Raw genomic sequence first — 19,214 nt, forward strand, 5'->3', positions numbered from 1 at the left:
AGGCTGGCGGACATGCGTGACATCCGGCCCGAGGTGCAGGCGGCTGCTCAACTCGTCAACGAGACCGTGAGTACGGCGGACGAGGCGGTCGTCCGCGGTCCGTCAGGTCTGCCCGGGTGGTCCCGCGGTCACGTGATCACGCACATCGCGAACTTCTCGGAGGCGATGAAGCGGCAGGTCGACGAGGCGCTCCAGGGCCGGTTGATCGAGGTGTACGACGGCGGACGGCCGGCGCGTGACGCCGGGATCGAGGCTGGCGCCGGCCACCCGGCCGCGGAACTCGTCGAGCATCTCCGTGAGGCGACCGCTGCACTGATCGCCGCGTGGGACAAGGTCGGCGCCGACGACTGGGAACGCCCGATCATGCACCGCAACAGCAACCTCGCCGCCGGCATCCACGCGACGTGGCGCGAGCTCGCCGTACACACCGTCGACCTGGACCTGGGGCCGACTGCCGCAGGCTGGTCGGAAGCCTTCTGCCTCCATCTCCTCGACTTCCTCCGCCCCCGCACCCCCGAAGGCGTCCAGCTAACCCTCCACCCCACCGACGGCCCCACCTGGCAGAACGGCGCCGGCCAGGAAGTCATCCTGACCGGCGCCCTCACCGACCTCACCGCCTGGTACGCCGGCCGCACCCCACCCGGCCCGATCACAGGATCAACCCCCGAACTCCTCCCCTGGCCTTAGCTCACGGTGAAGTCGTCCAGTTGGATCCAGGTGTCTGTGTTGGGGGCGTTGAAGCCGGCGTAGACGGTTAGTTCGTGGGTGTTGGGTGGGACGGTGACGGTTACCTCGTGGTGGACGTAGCCGGTGGAGGCTCCGAAGGTTTTCGCCGCCAGGTCTTGGGTGCCGAGGCGGACACCGAAGCGGCCCTGGTCGGCGGGGAGGCCGGCGGAGGCGTTGATCCAGGCGCCGAAGGTGTACGTCGTTCCCGGGTTGATGGGGACGGTTTGGTACAGGGCGCTCCAGCCGGTGCAGGTACACCGGATCCACCCGTTGTTCGCGCCGGAGTGGGCGAAGCCGAGGCCGCGGTCGACGCCATTGGCCGCCGTACCCTCGAAGAGCCAGGCCGGTTTCCCACCACCTGTTCCCTCGAAGCCTCCGTCCGCGAGCTGAGCGACGTACTTGACCGCCAACTCGGACACCGAGGTGTAGCTGCGGGTCCCGCCAGGCAGGCCGATCACCCGCACCCCATCGGTCTCCTGCACCGGGAAGGTGATCGTGTAGGTCTTGTTGGCGCCCGCCGACGCATCACCCGGATACGCAGGCGACACAGTCTGCGCCGCAACCTCGACCCAGGATCCGTCGACCTTCACCTGCACCCGCGGCCGACCGGTGAAGTACCCGCCCTCGGCCGACACGGCCCCGGACGTGAACTCGACCCGGTTGACGCGCTGCCGAGAAGGCCAGGTGTACCCCCACCACGACGCACCCTTCACCTCGTCGTCGAAGTCGGTCTCGCTCCCGGTCAGCGCCCCGTCGTTCATCAGCGCCAGACTTCCCGACTGCGTCGACTTGGAGATCGCCACAGCACCAGTCGCCAGGTTGGCATCCCCGGGCAGGTTGCCGGCGGACCCCGGCACGGAGGGCGTCAGCACCAGCTTGCGCAGGTTGAAGTTGTAGACCGACGTACCGATCCCGCCACCACCGCACGGGCACACGTTCGCCTGCACGTACATCGTCTTCCCGTCCGGCTGGACGAACTTGGACGGGATGGTCACGCCGTACCCGCCGTACTTCGAGGTCGACCACGGATACCCGCCGAAGTCCTTGCTGAGGAAATGTTTCCACGGTCCCCACGGCGTCGGCGCCTCGTAGAACTCGAAGGTGTACTCCGTCCAGGACGTGTACACGTACCGCTTCTGCTTCTCCAGGTACGTGACGCCGCCCTGGCTGATCACGCTCAGGTTCGACGCGTTCGTCCCGTACGTCTGGGCGTACAGCCGCCGCTGGTCGGTCAGCACCGGCTTGCGGTCCGCGATCTTCGCGCTCCACCCGGATCCGGTGTAGAACTTCCACGCGTCCCGGTCCTGCACCTTCCCCTTCGGCACCCGCGCCAGGAACACGCTCTGCGGGTCCGCGACGGTGTCGTCGAACGAGTCCCGCCAGTTCCCGTCCAGCCCGTACGCGTACACGTACCCGTCCGGCGCCAGCGCGCCGCCCTTCCCGAAGTCGGCGAACCAGATCGTGGTGAACACGTGGTCGGAGAACATCGGCTTCCGCTTGTCCCACGTCCACGTCCGCCCGTGATCGGTCGACTTCAGAATCGTCGCCGCCGGTACGTCGTTGAAGTCGAGCGCCAGATCCTGGACTGCCAGGTACAGGGTGTCGCCGACGCAGACCATCCCGGTCGGCTTCCGGTTGTACCCGGCACCGCTCCAGATCGACCCCACCTGATCACCGCGCGAGATCGTCGTACCGGTCAGACTCCCCGGCGATCCGGTCACCTCACTGACCGCGATGTCGGAGAAGTCCTGGTCCAGGCTGAACCCCTTGCCGTCACCGTTCGCGGTGTACAGCTTGTCGTTCCCGGCCCAGCAGGACGGCCACAGGTCGCCGTCACTCGCGCTCGGCGTGCCCTTGGACTCGACCTGCGCCGTACCAATGTAATTGCTCGAAGCAACCACAGAAGAGGGCTCGGAGGAGTCCATCACGAGTGCCGCCGAGCCGAGGACGAGCGGCAGCACGGCAAGCAAAGCCCCACGTTTCATCGCAAAGCCCTTCACTTGAGACCGGTCGTCTTCATCGCGTCGACCAGGCGGCGCTGGCCGGCGACGAACACCACGACGGTCGGGATGGCCGCGATCACGGCGGCCGCGAGGATCAGGTTCCACGCCGAGGCGTACTGCCCCTGCATGCCGGAGACACCGAGCTGGATGACGCGCAGGTCCGGGCTCCGGGTGATGGTCAGCGGCCAGAGGAACGCGTTCCAGTTGGCCAGGAAGAACAGCACCGACAGCGACGCGAGCACCGGCCGGCTGAGCGGCAGGATGACACTCCAGTACCGCCGCCAGTAGCCGCACCCGTCCAGGTCGGCGGCCTCCTCGAGCTCCCGCGGGATGTTCAGGTAGTACTGGCGCAGCAGGAAGACACCGAACGCGTGGAAGATGCTCGGCACGATCAGGCCGGCGTAGCTGTCCAGCAGGCCGAGCTGCTTGGCGACCAGGAACAGCGGCACCAGGATCACCGGCAGCGAGACCAGCAGCGTCGACATGATGCCGGAGAAGATGAGCCCGCGGCCGGGAAACCGCAGCCGGGCCAGCGCGTACGCCGCCATCGAGTGGAAGAACAGCGCCACCACGGTGACCACGACCGACACGATCGCGCTGTTCATCAGGAACGTCGGCATCGGGATCTTGAACAGCACGTACTGCAGGTTGTCCAGCGTCCACCGGGTCGGCCAGCCGAAGTCGAACACGTCCTCGACCGGCTTCAGCGCGCTGATCACGATCCACAGCAGCGGCGCCACCGCGATGAGTGCCAGGACATGGGCCAGGGCCGGAAGTACGAACCTACTCCTCATCGAACCGGCCTCCCTTCGTGAACGCGAACATCAGGCCGGTGCAGGCCACCAGGATCGCGACCACGACGGTGGTCAGCGCGGCGGCGTACCCCATGTTGTTGAAGGTGAAGGCCTGCTCGTAGATGTAGAGCACGACCGTGCTGGTGGCCCGGGCCGGGCCGCCCTTGGTGAGCACGAAGACCAGGTCGAACGCCTGCAGACCGGTGACCGCGCCGATCGTCGAGTTCACCACGACGAAGAAGCTGGTCGGCCGCATCAACGGCCAGATCACGAACCGGAACCGTTGCCAGGTGCTCGCGCCGTCGATCTGCGCGGCGTCCTCGAGCTCCTTCGGCACGTCCTTGAGCCCGGCCAGCAGCACCAGCATCTGGTAGCCCATCACGAACCAGACGCTGATCACCACATAGGTGCCCAGAGCAAGCGACGGGGTGCCGAGGAACGACACGTCACTCAGGCCGAACGGCGCCAGCAGCTTCGAGAGCGCACCGCGCTTGTCGACCAGCAGGAACTGCCAGATCAGGCCGACCACGACCAGGCTGACCACGTGCGGCAGGAAGAACGCCGACCGCACCCAGCCGATCCCGCGGAAGTGGTTGCGGACCAGCATCGCCAGCGCGAAGCTCACCACGAACGCGATCGGCACGAACGTGACGACGTACGTCGCCGTGACCTTGAGCGACGCCCAGAGCTGGTCGTCACCGGCCATCAGCTTGTAGTTGGCCAGACCGACGTACTGGTAGTTGCCGAAGCCGTCGACCTTGAAGAACGCGACCCCGAAGGCGAGCACCATCGGCAGCGCGACGAAGACCAGCAGGCCGAGGGTGTCCGGCGCGAGGAAGGCGTACGCCGCCAGCGCCTCGCGCCGTTTCCTGGACATCCCGGTCTTGCCGCGCGTTGCCGAGGCCTTCACCAGGGGCTTGTCGGGCGGAGCAGTTGTGGTCACCATCAGCTGATGGGCGCGCCCTGGTAGGTCTTCAGGAACGTGTCGATGCGCGACGCCGCGTCAGCCGCCGCCTTCCCCGGGTCGGCCGCGTTCAGCTGGCAGGCCTGGATGGCATCCGCGATCGGCTGGTACACCTCCGGTGGGAACCGCGGCTCCGGCTTGCCGGTCGGCGCGATCTCGCTGACGAATTGCTTCAGCGCACCCTCGGCGAAGGCGCCCTTGGCGTCCGCGGCCTGCTGCACCGACTTGCGCGGCGGCACGTTGGTCTTCACCACGGTGTTCCACTGCCGCTGCCGTTCGATGCCCGCGGCATCGGTCGAGCCGAGCGCCCAGGCGATGAACTTGGCCGCCGCCTCCGGGTTCTTGCCCTTGGCGTTGGCGACGAACGCCCAGCCGCCGAGGTCGGTGGCCGGCTTGCCGCCCTCCGGCGTCGGGTGCGGGATGATGCCGTACTTGAAGTTCTTCGCCTTGGCCCGCATGTCCGCGACCGCCCAGATGCCGCTCTGCTGCATCGCGGCCGCGCCGGATCCGAGGTTCGACACCACGTCACCGCCACCGTCACCGAGCGCCTTGCGCGGCGCGACCTTGTTCTTGATGGTGTCCTGCCAGAACTTCAGGGCCTGTACGGCGGCCGGCGAGTCGAACGCGACCTTGCCGTCCTTGATCGGGGTGCCGTCGCCCTGCCAGAGGAACGGGTACCAGGTGAAGTTCTGGTAGTAGCCGGGCAGCGTCTCGAACATCACGCCGTACTGCTTCTTGTTGGTGAGCTTCTGCGCGACCGCGATGGTCTGGTCCCAGGTCTTCGGCAGGTCCGCCTCGGACAGGCCGGCCTTCTCGAACGCGGCCTCGCTGTAGTACATCGCGAGCGGCTCGATCTCCATCGGCAGTCCGTACACCTTGCCGTCCACGCTGCGCGCCTCGAGCAGGCCGGGCAGGTAGTCCGCCTTGGACTCGTCCGACAGCGCCGGGCCGAGGTCCTGCAGGACGCCGCCGTTGTAGTAGCGCAGGAAGTCACCCGGGCTGATCAGGAAGATGTCCGGGCCCTGGCCGGACTGGAAGGCGGTCTGCAGCGTGGTCCCGTTCAGGTAGTCCTTGCCGGGGATGTAGCGCAGCTTGACCTTGACGTCGTTGTTCTTGTTCCACTCCTCGACGACGGAGACGAACCACTTGCTCTGCGGGCCCTGGTCGTCGGACGGGCCGTAGAAGTTCCAGAACGACATCTCCTTGGCGTTGCCGCCGGACTCGTCACCACCGCAGGCGGTCAGCAGCGGTACGCCGGCCGCCGAGGCAGCCAGTGCGCCGAGTCCGCCGCGCAGGATCGTGCGCCGGCTGACCGGCGTGGCAGGGAAGGATGTTGCGGCCATCAGGTGCTCCAGGGGTGTCTCGTACGCCGACCGTGTTCGAACGGTTTTTGGGGCAATCGATTTCTCGCAATCTACGAGTGACGACCTGGCCGGTCAAGGGGCGAGCCGATGTCGATGTGGCCGAACCGGCCGATTTCCTCGTGCAGGTGGGGGTTTCGACCTGGGTGCAGACGTTGACACTGCCCGATCCCGCTGCCTAGTCTGCGGAAATCGATTTCTGAGATGAGAGGGCTTCGGGATGCCAGTTGTGCCGAACCGTGGCGATGTCGAGGCACCACGGGATCTGGTCGCGTTGGGGCTGCAGGCGGCGCGGAACGCGATCGAGACCGAGGCAGCGGCCGTGTCGGCGCTGGCGGACCGGCTGGACGGGGTCTTCCTGGATGTGCTGATCGCGGTCGCCGGCTGCGAGGGCCATCTGGTGGTGACCGGCCTCGGCAAGTCCGGTCTGGTCGGCCGCAAGATCGCTGCCACGCTGGCCAGCACGGGGACGCCGGCCACGTTCATCCACTCCGGCGACGCCCTGCACGGCGACTCGGGTGCGGTGACTTCTCGCGATCTCGTCCTCGCCTTGTCCGCATCCGGCGAGACGGCCGAGGTGTGTGCATTCGCCCAGATGCTGCGTGAGCGGGAGATCCCGGTGATCGCGATGACAGGCAACGAGGAGTCCACGCTGGCCCGGATCTCGACGTACACGCTGGACACGATGGTGTTGCGCGAGGCGGATCCGCTGAACCTCGCCCCGACCGCGTCGACCACTGCCGCCCTGGCGATGGGTGACGCGCTCGCCTGCGCGCTCGTCGTACTGCGGGACTTCAGCCACCACGACTTCGCCCGGTTTCATCCATCGGGAGCACTCGGCCGGCGGCTGCAGGGAGAAGACGCATGAGCTCGTACGACGTGTGCGTGCTCGGCTCGTTCATGAAGGACCTGGTCGCCTCGGCGGAACGGCGGCCGTTGCCCGGTGAGACCTTGCACGGCACCGGGTTCGCCGAGTTCCTCGGCGGGAAGGGCGTCAACCAGGCGATCGCGGCCGCGCGGATGGGCGCGCGGACGGCGATCGTCGGGACGATCGGCGAGGACCGGTACGGCGAGGAGTTCCTCGAGCTGCTCGAGTCCGACAGGGTCGACACCTCGTGGGTCGTCCGGCACCCCTCGCTCGGAACCGGGGTCGGATTGCCGTTGGTCCTGCCGGACGGCGGCAACTCGATCATCATCGTCTCCCGCGCAAACGCTGCGATCACGTCCGCCGACGTCGAGGCGGCCGCTGAGGTGCTGACGGCCAGCTCGGTGCTCAGCGTCCAACTGGAGCTCCCGGTCGAGGCGAGCCGAGCTGCCCTCCAGCTCGCCTCGACCGCGGGTGTGACCACGATCCTCACGCCGGCTCCGGTCGGCCCGGTCGATCGCTTGCTGGCGTCGTACGTCGACATCCTGGTGCCGAACGAGGTCGAGGCGGCCGCGTTGACCGGGCTGGACTGCGACGACGAGTCGCAGGTGCCGGTGATCGCCCGGAAGCTCGCCGACGAGTGGGACCTGCGTGGTTGCGTGGTGACGCTCGGGTCGCGCGGCGCCTTCGTCGTCGACCGTTCAGGCAGGACCGCCGGGGAGGTGTGGATCGAGCCGCATCGGGTCGCGACGGTCGACACGGTCGGCGCCGGCGACGCGTTCTGCGGGTCCCTGGCCGCCTCACTCGCCGCGGGTGCCGACCTGGTGGACGCCGTACGACTGGCGAACGCAGCCGGTGCTCTCTCGACCACAGTCAACGGAGCGGCCGACTCGGCTCCCGACCGCGCGACCGCCCTCGCCCTGCTGGATGGCGCGGCCTTTCCGGTGGGTCCACCCACGTCGTGAGATCCTTTTCCCCGGATCGGAGTTAGAGTGCGATCCAGACGATCTACTGGACTCCAGCGGGGAGCGGGCATGACGACGATCTACGACGTCGCGCGTAGATCCGGCGTGTCTCCGGCCACCGTCTCGCGGGTGCTGAGCGGTCGGCGCAACGTGGATCCGGAGCTGTCGGAGAAGGTGCGGGCCGCGGTGGCCGAGCTCGGCTACCGGCCGAACGGCGTGGCCAGAAACCTTCGTAAATCCAGGACGAACCTGTTGGCCGTTGTCATCTCCGACATCGAGAACCCGTTCTTCACCTCGCTGGTCCGCGGTCTCGAGGACGTCGCCCAGACCGAGGGCTACCACGTCGTCCTGTGCAACTCCGACGAGGACCCGGCCAAGGAGGCCGCTTACGCCTCCGCCGTACTGACCGAGCAGATGGCCGGCGTGGTGATCTCGCCGACCAGTACGGCGGACGGCGTACTGCAACTCGCGGACGCGAAACTCCCGATGGTGCTGATCGACCGCCGCGTCGACGGGGTCGAAGCCGACACCGTGCTGGTCGACAACGAGCACGGTGCGCACGAGGGCGTGAAGCATCTGATCGACGGCGGCTATCGGCGGATCGCGTGCATCACCGGTCCGCGCAAGGTCAGCACGGCGATGGATCGGCTGGCGGGTTATCGGTCGGCGTTGCGGGCCGGTGGGATTCGCTACGACAAGGACCTGGTCCGGCACGCCGACTTCCGCGAGGCCGGCGGGTACGCCGCGATGGAAAGCCTGCTCGAGCTCCCGGAACCACCCGAGGCCCTGTTCGTCACCAACAACCTGATGACCGTCGGCGCCCTGGAATGCCTGGCCAAGAAGGGCGTCCGCGCCCCCGCCGACATCGCCGTCGTCGGCTTCGACGACATCCCCTGGGCCGACCTCGTCGTCCCCAGCCTCACCACCGTCGCCCAACCCACCTACGAACTCGGCCGCACCGCGGGCCTTTTGCTCAAGGACCGCATAGCCTCCCCCGGCCGCCCTCCATCCACCGTCACCCTCCGAACCGAACTCCACATCCGAGCCACCTCAGCCCCCCGCAAACCCCGCAAGAAGTAGCCGGAGCACCTCAAAGGACACCGCTTCGCGGCCGCTCCTCTACTGGCTGCCTCCGGCGACAGGCGCAGGCCGATATCCCGCGCCGACGCACTCGGCGCCAGGTGATCAACTCGCGAATGAACGCGGATGGGCACCGCTACACGGCGGCTGCTCTACTGGCTGCCTCCGGCAGCAGGCGCAGGACGGTATCCCGCGCCGACGCACTTGGCGCCAGGTGAACTTGCGGATGGATGGAGATGGGGACACCTCTACACAACGACAGTCCTTCCTGCGCGGACCGGGTTCACAGGTAGGAGCAATGCTTGAGACCTGTGGATCGGCCGAGGAAGGGCGTACCTTCCCGGTGATCGAGTAGAGGTCTCAAGCAGGCCGGCGCTGCAACGCTGGCTGGGAAGGCACGCCCGTGCTCACAGTAGTCCCCGACCCCGCATCCGATGACAGCGACCAGCCAGCCCTGGGCGAGATGTCGTTGATCGATCAGATCGTGCGGGAGGGCGCCCGCCGTATGCTGGCCGAGGCCCTGCGGGCCGAGGTCGACGCCTACATCGCCGCGTACGCCGACCAGCGCGACGAGCACGGCCACCGACTAGTGGTGCGCAACGGCTACCACCAGCCGCGTGAGGTGCTCACCAGCGCCGGGGCGGTGGAGGTGACCGCGCCGCGGGTCAACGACAAGCGTGTCGACCCCGACACCGGCGAGCGGAAGCGGTTCGCCTCGGCGATCCTGCCCGCGTGGGCGCGTAAGACCCCGAAGATCACTGAGGTGTTGCCACTGCTGTACCTGCACGGCTTGTCCTCGGGGGACTTCGTGCCAGCGTTGGGGCAGTTCCTCGGTAGCGCGAAGGGGCTGTCCGCTGCGGTGATCACCAAGCTGACCGAGCAGTGGAGGACCGAACAACGCGTCTTCAGCCAGCGGGATCTGTCCGGTGTGGACTACGTGTATCTGTGGGCCGACGGCATCCACGTCAACATCCGCTTGGAGGAACACAAACTCTGCCTGCTGGTCATGATCGGGGTCCGCGCCGACGGTCGCAAAGAGCTCGTCGCGCTGGCCGGCGGCTACCGCGAATCGACCGAGTCGTGGGCCGATCTGCTGCGCGACTGCGCCCGGCGCGGGATGGCCGCCCCACTGCTGGCGATCGGCGACGGCGCATTGGGGTTCTGGGGCGCGCTCCGCGAGGTCTTCCCCGCCACCCGCGAGCAGCGCTGCTGGTTCCACAAGATCAGCAATGTCCTGTCCGCGCTGCCGAAATCCGCTCAACCAGGCGCAAAGAAGGCCCTGGCTGAGATCTGGAACGCCGAGGACCGACGCCACGCACTGGGCGCGATCACCGCGTTCCAGGCCGCCTACGGCGCGAAGTTTCCCACAGCGGTCGCCAAAATCACCGACGACGTCGAGGAACTGCTGGCGTTCTACGACTACCCGGCCGAACACTGGACTCACCTGCGCACGACCAATCCGATCGAATCCACATTCGCCACCGTGCGCCACCGCACCAAGGTCACCAAGGGACCCGGCTCCCGCGCGGCCGGGCTCGCCATGGCGTTCAAGCTCATCGAGTCCGCACAAGCCCGCTGGCGCGCGGTCAACGCACCTCACCTCGTCGCGCTCGTCCGCGCAGGCGCCCGCTTCGACAACGGCCAGCTCGTCGAGCGGCCGGAAGAGGCGGTGGCCTCGTGAGCACGCCATCCCACCCGACCGGCAGCACGCGGCAGTGGCCCACCGACACGTTGACCGCGTTGCGGCTCGGCCAGCGACTGGCCACCGAGCTACCAGCCTCCCGGCCCGGGCGGCGAGCATTCGTCGACATCACCCCGCTCATCACCGCAGCGGACACCGAAGCCCGCAGCCAGGGCTGGAAACGAGCCGACCACGCCCGCACCTTCACACTGCAACACTGGGACTACGCCGCTGACCGCCTCGACGGCTTCGACTACGACAGCGGAGCAATCCTGATCAAGACCGCGACCGTCATCGGTGAACCGGACCTGACCACCACCCTCGAAGCGTGGCACCTACACCCCGAACAGTTCCGCTGCCCCTGGCAAACCGACGACCCGAAGTAGTCACCCAGACCGAGGAGAACACAACAACTCATCCACAGGTCTTGACTATTTCTCCACAGGTAGCCCGATCGACTATTTCTCCACAGGTAGCCCGATCGGCTCTAGGTGTCCGACGGTGTCCCGCCGTCGGCGCTGCAGCCTGACCAGTTCGGTGTCGCGGCGCTGCGCAGTCAGTGCGACCCTTCATGGTTCCCGCGGAGAGGCGGCGGCACTATGGCAAGCAACTGACAGGCACCAGGTCCTGAGACTCAGCGAGAACCTCGCATCGGATGCCTCCGTCCGCACTGGAGCACCCTGGCTCGAGCACTGCAACCACGACCGCCGCCGCACTCTGTGGCCAACCACCCAGCCGCCCGCAACCAACAGAGCACAGCTAGGCATCCGGGGCGCGGAGGTGAGTCCACCGACGCAGCGCCTCGAGGTCGGTCGAGAACGGTCCGACGGTACGCGTGGGATCACAGGTCCTTTGAGGGCCGTGGGGAGTCCGCCAGATGTACTGCCGGATCACCGTCGGGTCGGCGCTCGGCCATTGAAGGGTTCGTTGCTTCTACAACGCATCTCCGCGGCCACCATAGAGGGGCATAGCGCTCCATCATTTCGGCGGCGCCATCGACCGAAGCACGATGAGGCTGCCACCACCGCGCAGTATCCGATGCCTAACGGCCGACAGGTGGCGCGTTCGAAGAGTCGGACCGATACAGCCTGGCTGACGACGGTACCGGACGCGTCGGAGTCGATCTGTCATGCATCGGGCGTGGGTTGGGGTGTGCGGTGGGTGCCGGTGGGGTCGATGGTGAAGGTGAAGCCGTTGGGGGTGGTCCATTGGATGGTGGTGGGGTTGGGGCGGTGTACGGTCCAGCGGCCGTGGGTTTTGATTCTGTGGGGGAGGCGGCGCAGGGGTGCGAGGTTGGTGGTGTTGGTTTGGCCGGGTGGGCCGAGGGGGTGGTAGGGCTGGATGTGGTCGAGGTCCATGGCGGGGTGGGTTTCGCGGGTGCCGTAGGGGAAGAGTTCGACGGGGTGGGTGAGGCGGACGCGTTCGCGGATGCGGTCGGGGATTTCGTAGGCGTCGACGCTGACGGCGTCGTTGAGGTCGATGACTGGTTTGACGGTGTAGGGGCCGTGGCCGACGAGTTCGCTCAACTGGGTGGCGAGCAGGGGGCCGATGTTCTCGGCGCGCAGGACGCCGGTGCCGGTGGCGAGGGTGTGGTCGGTGAGGTGTACGTAGACCTCGGTCTGCCCGGGCCGCAGGCGGCTGCCTGGCCGCCCCGAGCGCGGGGAGGCGTGGGTGGTGTGGGCGTCGTGGCGGATCTGGGCGAGCCGGGCGTCCAGGGCGCGGCGGGCGGCGGCGTCCATCGGACGGCCGTCGTCGTCGGGGTCGGGGCACAGGCCGGGGTCGAACGCCTCGATGGGTTCCTTGGATGGGGTGTCGAGCGGGTCGGGGAGGTCGCTGTCGCTGGGGTGGGGCGCGTCGCGGTCGGCCTCGTCGTGCGGGCCGGGCTCGGCCCAGTCCGTCAGGAGGCCGTCGTCACCTGGCCGGCCAGCGCAGGGGTCGCCGTCGCGGGCACGATCACGGCGCTGGGCACCGTGCCCAGCACCACGCTCGGCATAACGCTCGGCCAGGCGTTCGCCTGGTGGAGCCGCGCCCCGATTGGCTGCATCGGCATTCGGGACTGAGCCTTGATCGGTTCCCCGGGTGACTGGTGGAGCCGCGGCCCGACTGGTTGCGTCGGCATTCGGGACTGAGGCCTGATCGCCGTTCAGGACGGCTGTTGGAGCCGCGGACCGGCTGGCGTCAGCAATCGGGGCAGGAGCTTGGCCGGAACCCGCGCCGACTGCTGGAGCCGCGGGTCGGCGGGTTGCGGCGGCAGCCGGGGCTGGGGCTTGACCGGCGGCCGGGGTGACTGGTGGAGCCGCAGACCAGGTGGTTGCGTCAGCGGTCCGGGCTGGGGGTTGATCCGCGGCCGGGGTGACGGCTGGAGCGGCGGGGCGGCTGGTTAGGGCGGTGGTGAGGGCGGCGTCGGCTGCGGCGGTGGGTGGGGGCGGTGGGGTGGGGGCGAGGTGTTGGTGGGCTTGGTGGAGGAGTTCTTCGGTGTAGCGGGGGTCGGCGATGATGCCGACGGCGTCGGCGCGGCGGCGCTGCAGGCAGGCGGTGTCGCCGAGGATCTTGAGGGCTTCGGCGATGCTGGTGATCCGGGCGTCGAAACGGATCGCCGCACCGGAGCCGGTGCGGATGAAGATCTTCTTGGTGCCGTGCTCGTCGCAGCGACCCAGGTAGACGCCGCGTTCGCGGGCCCTCTCCGCGGCCTTGGCCCGGGCGGCCTCGGGGTCGGCGTGCTTCTTGGCGGCCTCGACGATCCTGTCCAGCCGGCCGGGGGTGAGGGTGTCGACGACCTTCGCGACGCGGTGGTCTACGGTACGGGCGGCGTCCTCGGACAGGTCCAGGCAGGCGGTGGCGATCTTGCGGGCCTTCCACGGCGTCGCCTGACCGGACTGCACGCGCGCCCAGGTCAGCGGCAGCCGGTGCCGCAGCGCGAGGGCCTGGCCGATGAAGTCCGCGGCGGCACCGGCGGAGATGCCGATCATCGCGCCGAACTCGGCCGGGGCGAACTCGGCGATCTCCGGGCAGCCCTCGCCGCCCAGGACGATGGCGCGTTCGCGGCCGTCGCTGGGGCGGCGGGTGGGGCGGGGTGAGCAGGCGCTCGGGTGGTAGTGGTCGGCGTAGACCTGGGCGTGCTCCAACAACCGCGCGTCGAGGCGGTTGGCCTCGGCGCGGTGCGCGGCGGCCGACTCCAGCAGGTCGGCCGTCGGGAGGGACGTCAGATCTCCTTCGAACATGTGCTCGATTCTATGCCACGTCGGCGCGTGGGACAAACTCAGAAGAGGCTGGAATCTCTTATCCACAAGGGGAAACATCACACTCTCTAGGTGCGGCTGTGCTGCATACTCACTTCAGAAGGCGCGGCGTACCGCGGGACGAGACGCTCTCATGGCGGAGACGGTCACGCCGGCAGGCACGATGAGCGCCACACCTCCGGCTGTAGTCGTTGCCGGATGCAACGGTGGGATCCGGGAGGTGTGGCTGATGCCGGACGCCGTTGTGGTCTTGGCACGCACCTGATGTCTTCGCCTGATATCGCCGTCGCTCGATAGCTTGCCGGCCTCGCTGACTGGGAATAGCTATCAGTCGTCGCGTGATTCAGCGTTGACCGGGTGCGCGCGTGGCACCTGCCGGGTGCGCGCGTGACACCTGTAAGTACGCACTGCCGGAGTCGGCCAATGACTGTTGCTCGGGCTGGCCCTCCTGGCCGATCGCTGGTACGCCTAATCCCGAAGGAGGCGATTCATAGGACGGTCATGACCGCCTCGGCTGGTGCGGGAGCCCGCGTCGACCGCGGCGAGGCGGGATGCCGGCGCGCGCACCGCCGGAGGCGGCCGAAGGACGACCGCCTCCTGACGGTGTTGTTAGGCGAGGAGTTCTACTTGGGTGAGGGTGGTGGGGGTGAGGGTTAGGCGGTAGTGCTGGTGGGGGGTGGGGGTGGGGATCTGGAAGGGGCGGGTTTGGTGGGGCCAGGGGAAGGATTCGTTGTGGCGTTCGTCCAGGACGGTCCAGGTGGAGCCGTCCGTGGAGGCTTCCAGGCGCCACGCAACAGATGAGGACGCGGTCTCGCCTGAGGTGAGGGTGTAGAAGGTGGCGGTCCCGGGTTCGGGGAGGGACCAGGTGATGGGGGCGTCCACGACCATTGAGGTGGTGGAGGTGTCGTCGAAGAGGGGGTGGTCCTGGCGGGGGATGAGGTCGACCAGCGGGGTGGCGACGGTGTCGTCGGTGGTGAGGGATGGTGGGGTGTCCAGGGTGGCCCAGTCGGATGGGGCCGCGCCCAGGATGAATTCGATGCGGCGTGCGGCGCGCAACGCGGCGTCGGTGATGGAGGCCACGGACAACTGCTTGCCGTCGACCAGAACGTCTTGCACATAAGGGTGCTCGTGGTTCTGGGCGGTGATCTCGATCGGAGTGCCGCCGAGCGGCGTCACGACGACGCGGGAGAACAGCGGCGAGCCGATCGCGTACTCGGGCGCCCCGACCCGCAGCGGATAGATGCCGAGGGCACCGAACAGGTACCAGGCCGACATCTCCCCGTTGTCCTCGTCACCCGGGTACCCCTGCCCGATCTGCTCCCCGACGTACAGCCGCTGCAGCACCTCACGGACGATCGCCTGCGTCTTGTGCGGCGTACCGGCGTAGTTGTACATCCATGCGATGTGGTGCGCCGGCTGGTTGCTGAAGCCGAACTGGCCCATCCGGACCGCCTGGGCCTCGAGCATCTCGTGGATGACGATCGAGTACGTGCCCTTCTTCACCGCGAGCTCCGGCGTCGCGAAGAACTCGTCGAGCTTCGCCTCCAGCCCACTCGGCCCGCCGTACAGGTTGGCCAGGCCGCGAGGGTCGTGCGCGACGTGGAACGCGAAGTTCCAGCCGCAGGTCTCGGTGAAGTCGCCGCCCCACTCGCACGGGTCGAACTCCTCCGGCGTCTTCGCGAACTGCCCGTCCGGCCGCCGGCCCTGGAAGAAGTCGATCGCCGGGTCGAACAGCAGCACGTAGTTCAGCGAGCGACGACGCAGGTACGACGCTTCCTCGCGCAAGCGCGCCCGTCGTTCGCCGGGCACGGACGGGTCGTCGGCCAGCCGCTCGGCCATCGCCGCGAGCCCGAAGTCGTTGAGATACGCCTCGAGCGCCCAGGACACGCTCTCCTCGGTGTCGGTGCTGACATAGCCGGCGAAGAAGCCGGTCGCCGCGCCCTTGCGACCGACCTCGGTCGCCTCGGCAGCGACGGTCGCGTTCCGTAGGCCGGCGTCATACGTCGCCAACGGGTCGGGCAGGGGGACGCCGCGCAGGTACGCGTCCGCGAAGGCGACGTCCGAGCTGGTGCCCGTCATGCAGTCGGCGTACCCCGGTGAGGACCAACGGGCGATCCAGCCGCCGTCGCGGTACTGCTGGACGAAGCCGTCAACCAGTTCGGCCGCCAACTCCGGGTACAGGAAGGCGTAGGCGGGCCATGCGGTGCGGTAGGTGTCCCAGAAGCCGCTGTTGACGTACATCTTGCCGGGCTTGACGACGGCGTTGGTCTCGCGGTCGGTCGCCGGACCTTCAACGGGCACGACTGGGCTGGCGTAGCGATAGTCAGGTACCTCCCCCGTCCCCGCGTTCTCGAAGTGGGAGTTCGGGTAGAGGTTGAGGCGGTAGAGGTTGCCGTAGACCGTGCGCAGCTGCGGTTCGGTCGCGCCCTCGGGCCGGATCACCTGGAGGCGCTCGTTCCAGGCGGCGTTGGCGGCCTGCTGGATGTCGTCGAAGGATCGGCCGGCGAGCTCGAGCTCGAGGTTGTGTCGCGCCTGGTCGACGCCGATGAAGGACGTCGCGATCCGCAGGGTGACGTCGTCGGCCGCGTCGAAGCTGACCGCTCGGGCGTTGGACCGGCCGCCGGCGGTCGGGCCGAAACCGGTCGGCGCGACGGAGAAGATGCCGTAGCAGTACATCCGGGTGCGGCCGAACTCCGAGCCGTTCTCGACCCAGCCGGTCAGCGCGGTCCCGTCGTACTCGAAGAATCCGTGCTCGTCGATGGTGTCGAAGACCAGGTGCCGGCCGGCCGCGTCCGCCGGGAAGGTGAAGCGGAAGATCGCGCCGTGGTCGGTGGGCGCGAGCTCGGCGCTGACGCCGTTCGCGAGCCGGACCGAGTAGAGGTCCGGGCGGGCGATCTCGTCGTCGTGGCTGAACGCGGCGGCGCGAGCGGCCGGGTCACCGAGGGGTTCGGCGGCCGCCACGGGCATGATCGACAGCTGGTCGCGGTCGCCCATCCACGGGCTCGGCTGGTGCGAGAAGCTCAGGCCCTGGAGCTCGGGGCGGTTGTCGGCGTTGTTGGCCCGGTGGTACTCGTACGGCCAGCGGTGGGTCGAGGCGTCCGTCACCGGGGTGAGGAAGTTGAAGCCGTTCGGCCAGGCGGTGATCGGCAGCGTGTTGCCGCGGGAGAAGTCGTGGCTGGCGTTGGTGCCGCGCCGGGTGTCGACGTACGCCGTCAGGTCCGAGCCGTCCAGCCGCGCCGGGGCCGGCCCGATCTCCAGGTCGTCGATCCAGCCCTCGAACTCCGTGCCGGCGTCCGGTGCGTCGACGGTCAGCACCACCTGGTCGACGGTGCGCCCGGCGGCCGCGGTCAGGTCGACCTGGACGTCGTTCCACTGGTTCGCGTACAGGATCTTGGACGCGCCCTGGCCGGCCGCGTCGAACGGCATCCCGTACTGGTTCAGTACGCCGAGCTCGGACAGGCGACTGCCGTCGGTGAAGACCAGGTCCACAGCGGCGTACGTCGCCGAGTACTCGAGCTGCACGTCGAGCTCCGGGTAGATCAGGTACCGCAGCCGGTCCCCCGGCCGCACGAGGTGGTCGCCCGCCTGGAGCGCAGCCTCCTCGCGGTTGCCGGTCGTACCGGAGTACCGGGTCGCGTTGACGCTGCTGAAACCGACGCCGCTCGGGCTGGTCCGGCCGCCGACCGGACCTCCACCTGTCTCGATGATCACCCGCGCAATGCTACGGATCAGTGCGGCGGTGGAGGTGGGGTGTTCCCAGCTTGGACCCAGGCGAGGTAGTCGCGGGCGATCTCGTGGTTGGTGCGGAGGGTGAGGCCGGCTGCGAGGGCCCGGGAGTTGTCGAGCTGGAAGGTGCCGTCGTTGGTGCCGTCGTGCGGGAGGTGGAAGCGGTCCTCGGCCGGTGACCAGTCAATCACAGGTGGATCGGGTACGACGGAGCGCCAGGCGTCGGCCAGGTCCGACATGGCGGTGGAGCGGCCGACCGCGTTGAACGGGCCGGGAACGCGGTCGACCGTGACGTGCAGGAGGAAGGCAGCCAGGTCGCGGGCGTCGACGTACTGGATGGGCTGGTCGGGCCGGGCGGCGCACTCGAGCGGCTTGCCGTGGGCGAGGGCTTCGCCCCAATTGCCGAAGTCGGGGTTGTAGGGGCCGACGACGAAGCCGGAGCGGACGGCCGAGGTGCGGTCGCCGAACTGGGCCGTCAGCAACGATTCGCAGCGGACCTTGGAGGGGCCGTAGAGGTCCATGGTGAAGTGGTCCTCGGGCGCGCCGTCCGGCCACGGGAGCAGCGGGGCGTCCTCGGTCATCCCGGGCGTGATCTTGCTGGCGTAGACCGCGATCGACGACATGTACGTGTAGTGGCCGACGCGGTCGCGGAGCAGCTCGGCGGAGCGCCGTACGTCGTGGACCAGGAAGCCCGACATGTCGATGACGCCGTCCCACTCCCCCGTCGCCAGCGCGTCCGGCTCGGATCGTGAGCCGGTCAGGCGACGGACTTCGGGGAACAGGGACGGGTTGGTGAGGCCGCGGTTGAAGAGGGTGAGGTCGTGACCGTGGCGGAGGGCGGCCTCGACCACGTGGCGGCCGAGGTTCTTGGTGCCGCCGAGGACGAGGAGCTTCATGACAGCTGGGTCACCACGTCTTCGAGCTCGCTGAGCAGGCCGGCGATCCAGTTCTTGGACTCCGGGATCGTGCGCAAGCCCTCCTCGACGATGAAGCGCAGCGCGATGAGGAAGAAGCAGCCGCCGCCGACGAGGAACTGGCGGTCGACGAGTGCCGGGTCGGCGCCGGTGGCGTCGAGGTAGCGGGCGAGGATCGGTTCGCGTTCGTGGCCGAGGGCAACGGCGTCGCGGATCAGCGTGTAGAGGTCGCTGAGGTGCGGCGCGAGGTAGGCGCCCGGCCAGTCGATCGCGGTCCAGCGAGCGCCGTCGGTGACCAGGTTCTTCGGCACGAAGTCGCCGTGGACGACGGCGGCCGGGGCGTCCCGGTGCAGCGCGGCGAGAGCCTCGGTCAGCGGCGCGAGGTCGAAGTCGATCCGGCCGATCCGGTCCGCGAGCTCCTTCACCCGCTCCGCCGGGAACTCGCTCGGACCGTCCACCGGCCGCTGCCGGATCGTCGCGAGCAACTCGGCCGCGGCGGCGAACCCGTCGGCACTCGGCTCCTGCTCCAGCGTCACCCGGCCGACATCCGCCAGGATCATCACCCCGGCGTCGTCGTCGCGATGGTTGTGAATCAGTCGGGGTGCCGGCAGTCCGAGCGGTACGACGAAGCGCTCGTACGCCCGCGCTTCGTCAGCCTGCCCGTCCGTCCCCCGCTTGGCGATCACACTCCGCAGCCCGTAAGACAGCCGCCACACCTCCGACGACCCCCACTGCCGCAGCAACTCCCCATGCAACGCCCCGACCCCAGGCGCCTCTGTCGCTTCCAACAACGGACCAGACACCACCGCAAGCCAAGTCGGAAGCATCCGACGAGTAGACCACAGCCCCCCGACCCTCGCCTCGGGATTTCCCGGATGGCGGTCCCGGTCAACCCG

The 19,214-nt window shown here is 68.6% G+C and carries 14 protein-coding genes; 6 read left to right on the top strand and 8 right to left on the bottom strand.

The window, feature by feature from the left end; all coding sequences use genetic code 11:
- The first annotated feature begins 12 nt into the window (after nucleotides 1-12).
- A complete protein-coding gene (locus ACIBGM_RS21080) occupies nucleotides 13-687 on the top strand; it encodes a maleylpyruvate isomerase family mycothiol-dependent enzyme (protein ID WP_396386519.1) in 675 nt (224 codons plus the stop codon).
- Here ACIBGM_RS21080 and ACIBGM_RS21085 read toward each other — a convergent pair.
- The 4 genes from ACIBGM_RS21085 to ACIBGM_RS21100 are packed head-to-tail and all read right to left on the bottom strand — an operon-like array spanning nucleotide 684 to nucleotide 5,830.
- Nucleotides 684-2,711: a DUF4185 domain-containing protein gene (locus ACIBGM_RS21085; RefSeq protein WP_396386520.1), complete on the bottom strand. Its 2,028-nt coding sequence runs from the start codon at nucleotides 2,709-2,711 to the stop codon at nucleotides 684-686. The genes ACIBGM_RS21080 and ACIBGM_RS21085 overlap by 4 nt on opposite strands.
- Nucleotides 2,712-2,722: 11 nt before the next feature.
- A complete protein-coding gene (locus tag ACIBGM_RS21090) occupies nucleotides 2,723-3,523 on the bottom strand; it encodes a carbohydrate ABC transporter permease (protein ID WP_396386521.1) in 801 nt (266 codons plus the stop codon).
- Nucleotides 3,513-4,469, bottom strand: a complete 957-nt coding sequence (locus ACIBGM_RS21095) for a sugar ABC transporter permease (protein WP_360523378.1) — start codon at nucleotides 4,467-4,469, stop codon at nucleotides 3,513-3,515. The genes ACIBGM_RS21090 and ACIBGM_RS21095 overlap by 11 nt, the downstream gene beginning before the upstream one ends.
- Entirely contained in the window at nucleotides 4,469-5,830 is a 1,362-nt protein-coding gene (locus ACIBGM_RS21100) for a sugar ABC transporter substrate-binding protein (RefSeq protein ID WP_360523381.1), read from the bottom strand. The genes ACIBGM_RS21095 and ACIBGM_RS21100 overlap by 1 nt, the downstream gene beginning before the upstream one ends.
- A 238-nt stretch (nucleotides 5,831-6,068) precedes the next feature.
- On the opposite strand from ACIBGM_RS21100, the gene ACIBGM_RS21105 reads away from it, so the two are divergent.
- From ACIBGM_RS21105 to ACIBGM_RS21125, 5 genes are all read left to right on the top strand, one after another.
- Nucleotides 6,069-6,716 (top strand): SIS domain-containing protein, encoded by a 648-nt coding sequence (locus tag ACIBGM_RS21105; RefSeq protein ID WP_396386522.1) that lies wholly within the window; start codon nucleotides 6,069-6,071, stop codon nucleotides 6,714-6,716.
- Nucleotides 6,713-7,678: a ribokinase gene (locus ACIBGM_RS21110; protein ID WP_396386523.1), complete on the top strand. Its 966-nt coding sequence runs from the start codon at nucleotides 6,713-6,715 to the stop codon at nucleotides 7,676-7,678. The genes ACIBGM_RS21105 and ACIBGM_RS21110 overlap by 4 nt, the downstream gene beginning before the upstream one ends.
- A gap of 69 nt (nucleotides 7,679-7,747) precedes the next feature.
- Nucleotides 7,748-8,758, top strand: a complete 1,011-nt coding sequence (locus tag ACIBGM_RS21115; RefSeq protein ID WP_360523390.1) for a LacI family DNA-binding transcriptional regulator — start codon at nucleotides 7,748-7,750, stop codon at nucleotides 8,756-8,758.
- A gap of 403 nt (nucleotides 8,759-9,161) precedes the next feature.
- Nucleotides 9,162-10,439, top strand: a complete 1,278-nt coding sequence (locus tag ACIBGM_RS21120) for an IS256 family transposase (protein ID WP_396386524.1) — start codon at nucleotides 9,162-9,164, stop codon at nucleotides 10,437-10,439.
- A complete protein-coding gene (locus tag ACIBGM_RS21125; protein ID WP_396386525.1) occupies nucleotides 10,436-10,825 on the top strand; it encodes a hypothetical protein in 390 nt (129 codons plus the stop codon). The genes ACIBGM_RS21120 and ACIBGM_RS21125 overlap by 4 nt, the downstream gene beginning before the upstream one ends.
- Before the next feature lie 741 nt (nucleotides 10,826-11,566).
- Here ACIBGM_RS21125 and ACIBGM_RS21130 read toward each other — a convergent pair.
- The 4 genes from ACIBGM_RS21130 to ACIBGM_RS21145 all read right to left on the bottom strand — a co-directional run bounded on the left by ACIBGM_RS21130 (nucleotide 11,567) and on the right by ACIBGM_RS21145 (nucleotide 19,106).
- Entirely contained in the window at nucleotides 11,567-13,660 is a 2,094-nt protein-coding gene (locus ACIBGM_RS21130; RefSeq protein ID WP_396386526.1) for a hypothetical protein, read from the bottom strand.
- Nucleotides 13,661-14,287: 627 nt separating this feature from the next.
- Nucleotides 14,288-17,389 carry a GH92 family glycosyl hydrolase gene (locus ACIBGM_RS21135; protein WP_360525814.1) on the bottom strand — a complete coding sequence of 1,034 codons (3,102 nt, stop codon included), beginning with the start codon at nucleotides 17,387-17,389 and terminating at the stop codon, nucleotides 14,288-14,290.
- Nucleotides 17,390-17,406: 17 nt separating this feature from the next.
- A complete protein-coding gene (locus tag ACIBGM_RS21140; protein WP_360525817.1) occupies nucleotides 17,407-18,300 on the bottom strand; it encodes an NAD-dependent dehydratase in 894 nt (297 codons plus the stop codon).
- Nucleotides 18,297-19,106, bottom strand: a complete 810-nt coding sequence (locus ACIBGM_RS21145; protein WP_360525820.1) for a phosphotransferase — start codon at nucleotides 19,104-19,106, stop codon at nucleotides 18,297-18,299. The genes ACIBGM_RS21140 and ACIBGM_RS21145 overlap by 4 nt, the downstream gene beginning before the upstream one ends.
- Nucleotides 19,107-19,214 lie beyond the last annotated feature (108 nt).

The organism is Kribbella sp. NPDC050470, assembly GCF_044458365.1.
In the GTDB taxonomy this organism is placed as follows: domain Bacteria; phylum Actinomycetota; class Actinomycetes; order Propionibacteriales; family Kribbellaceae; genus Kribbella.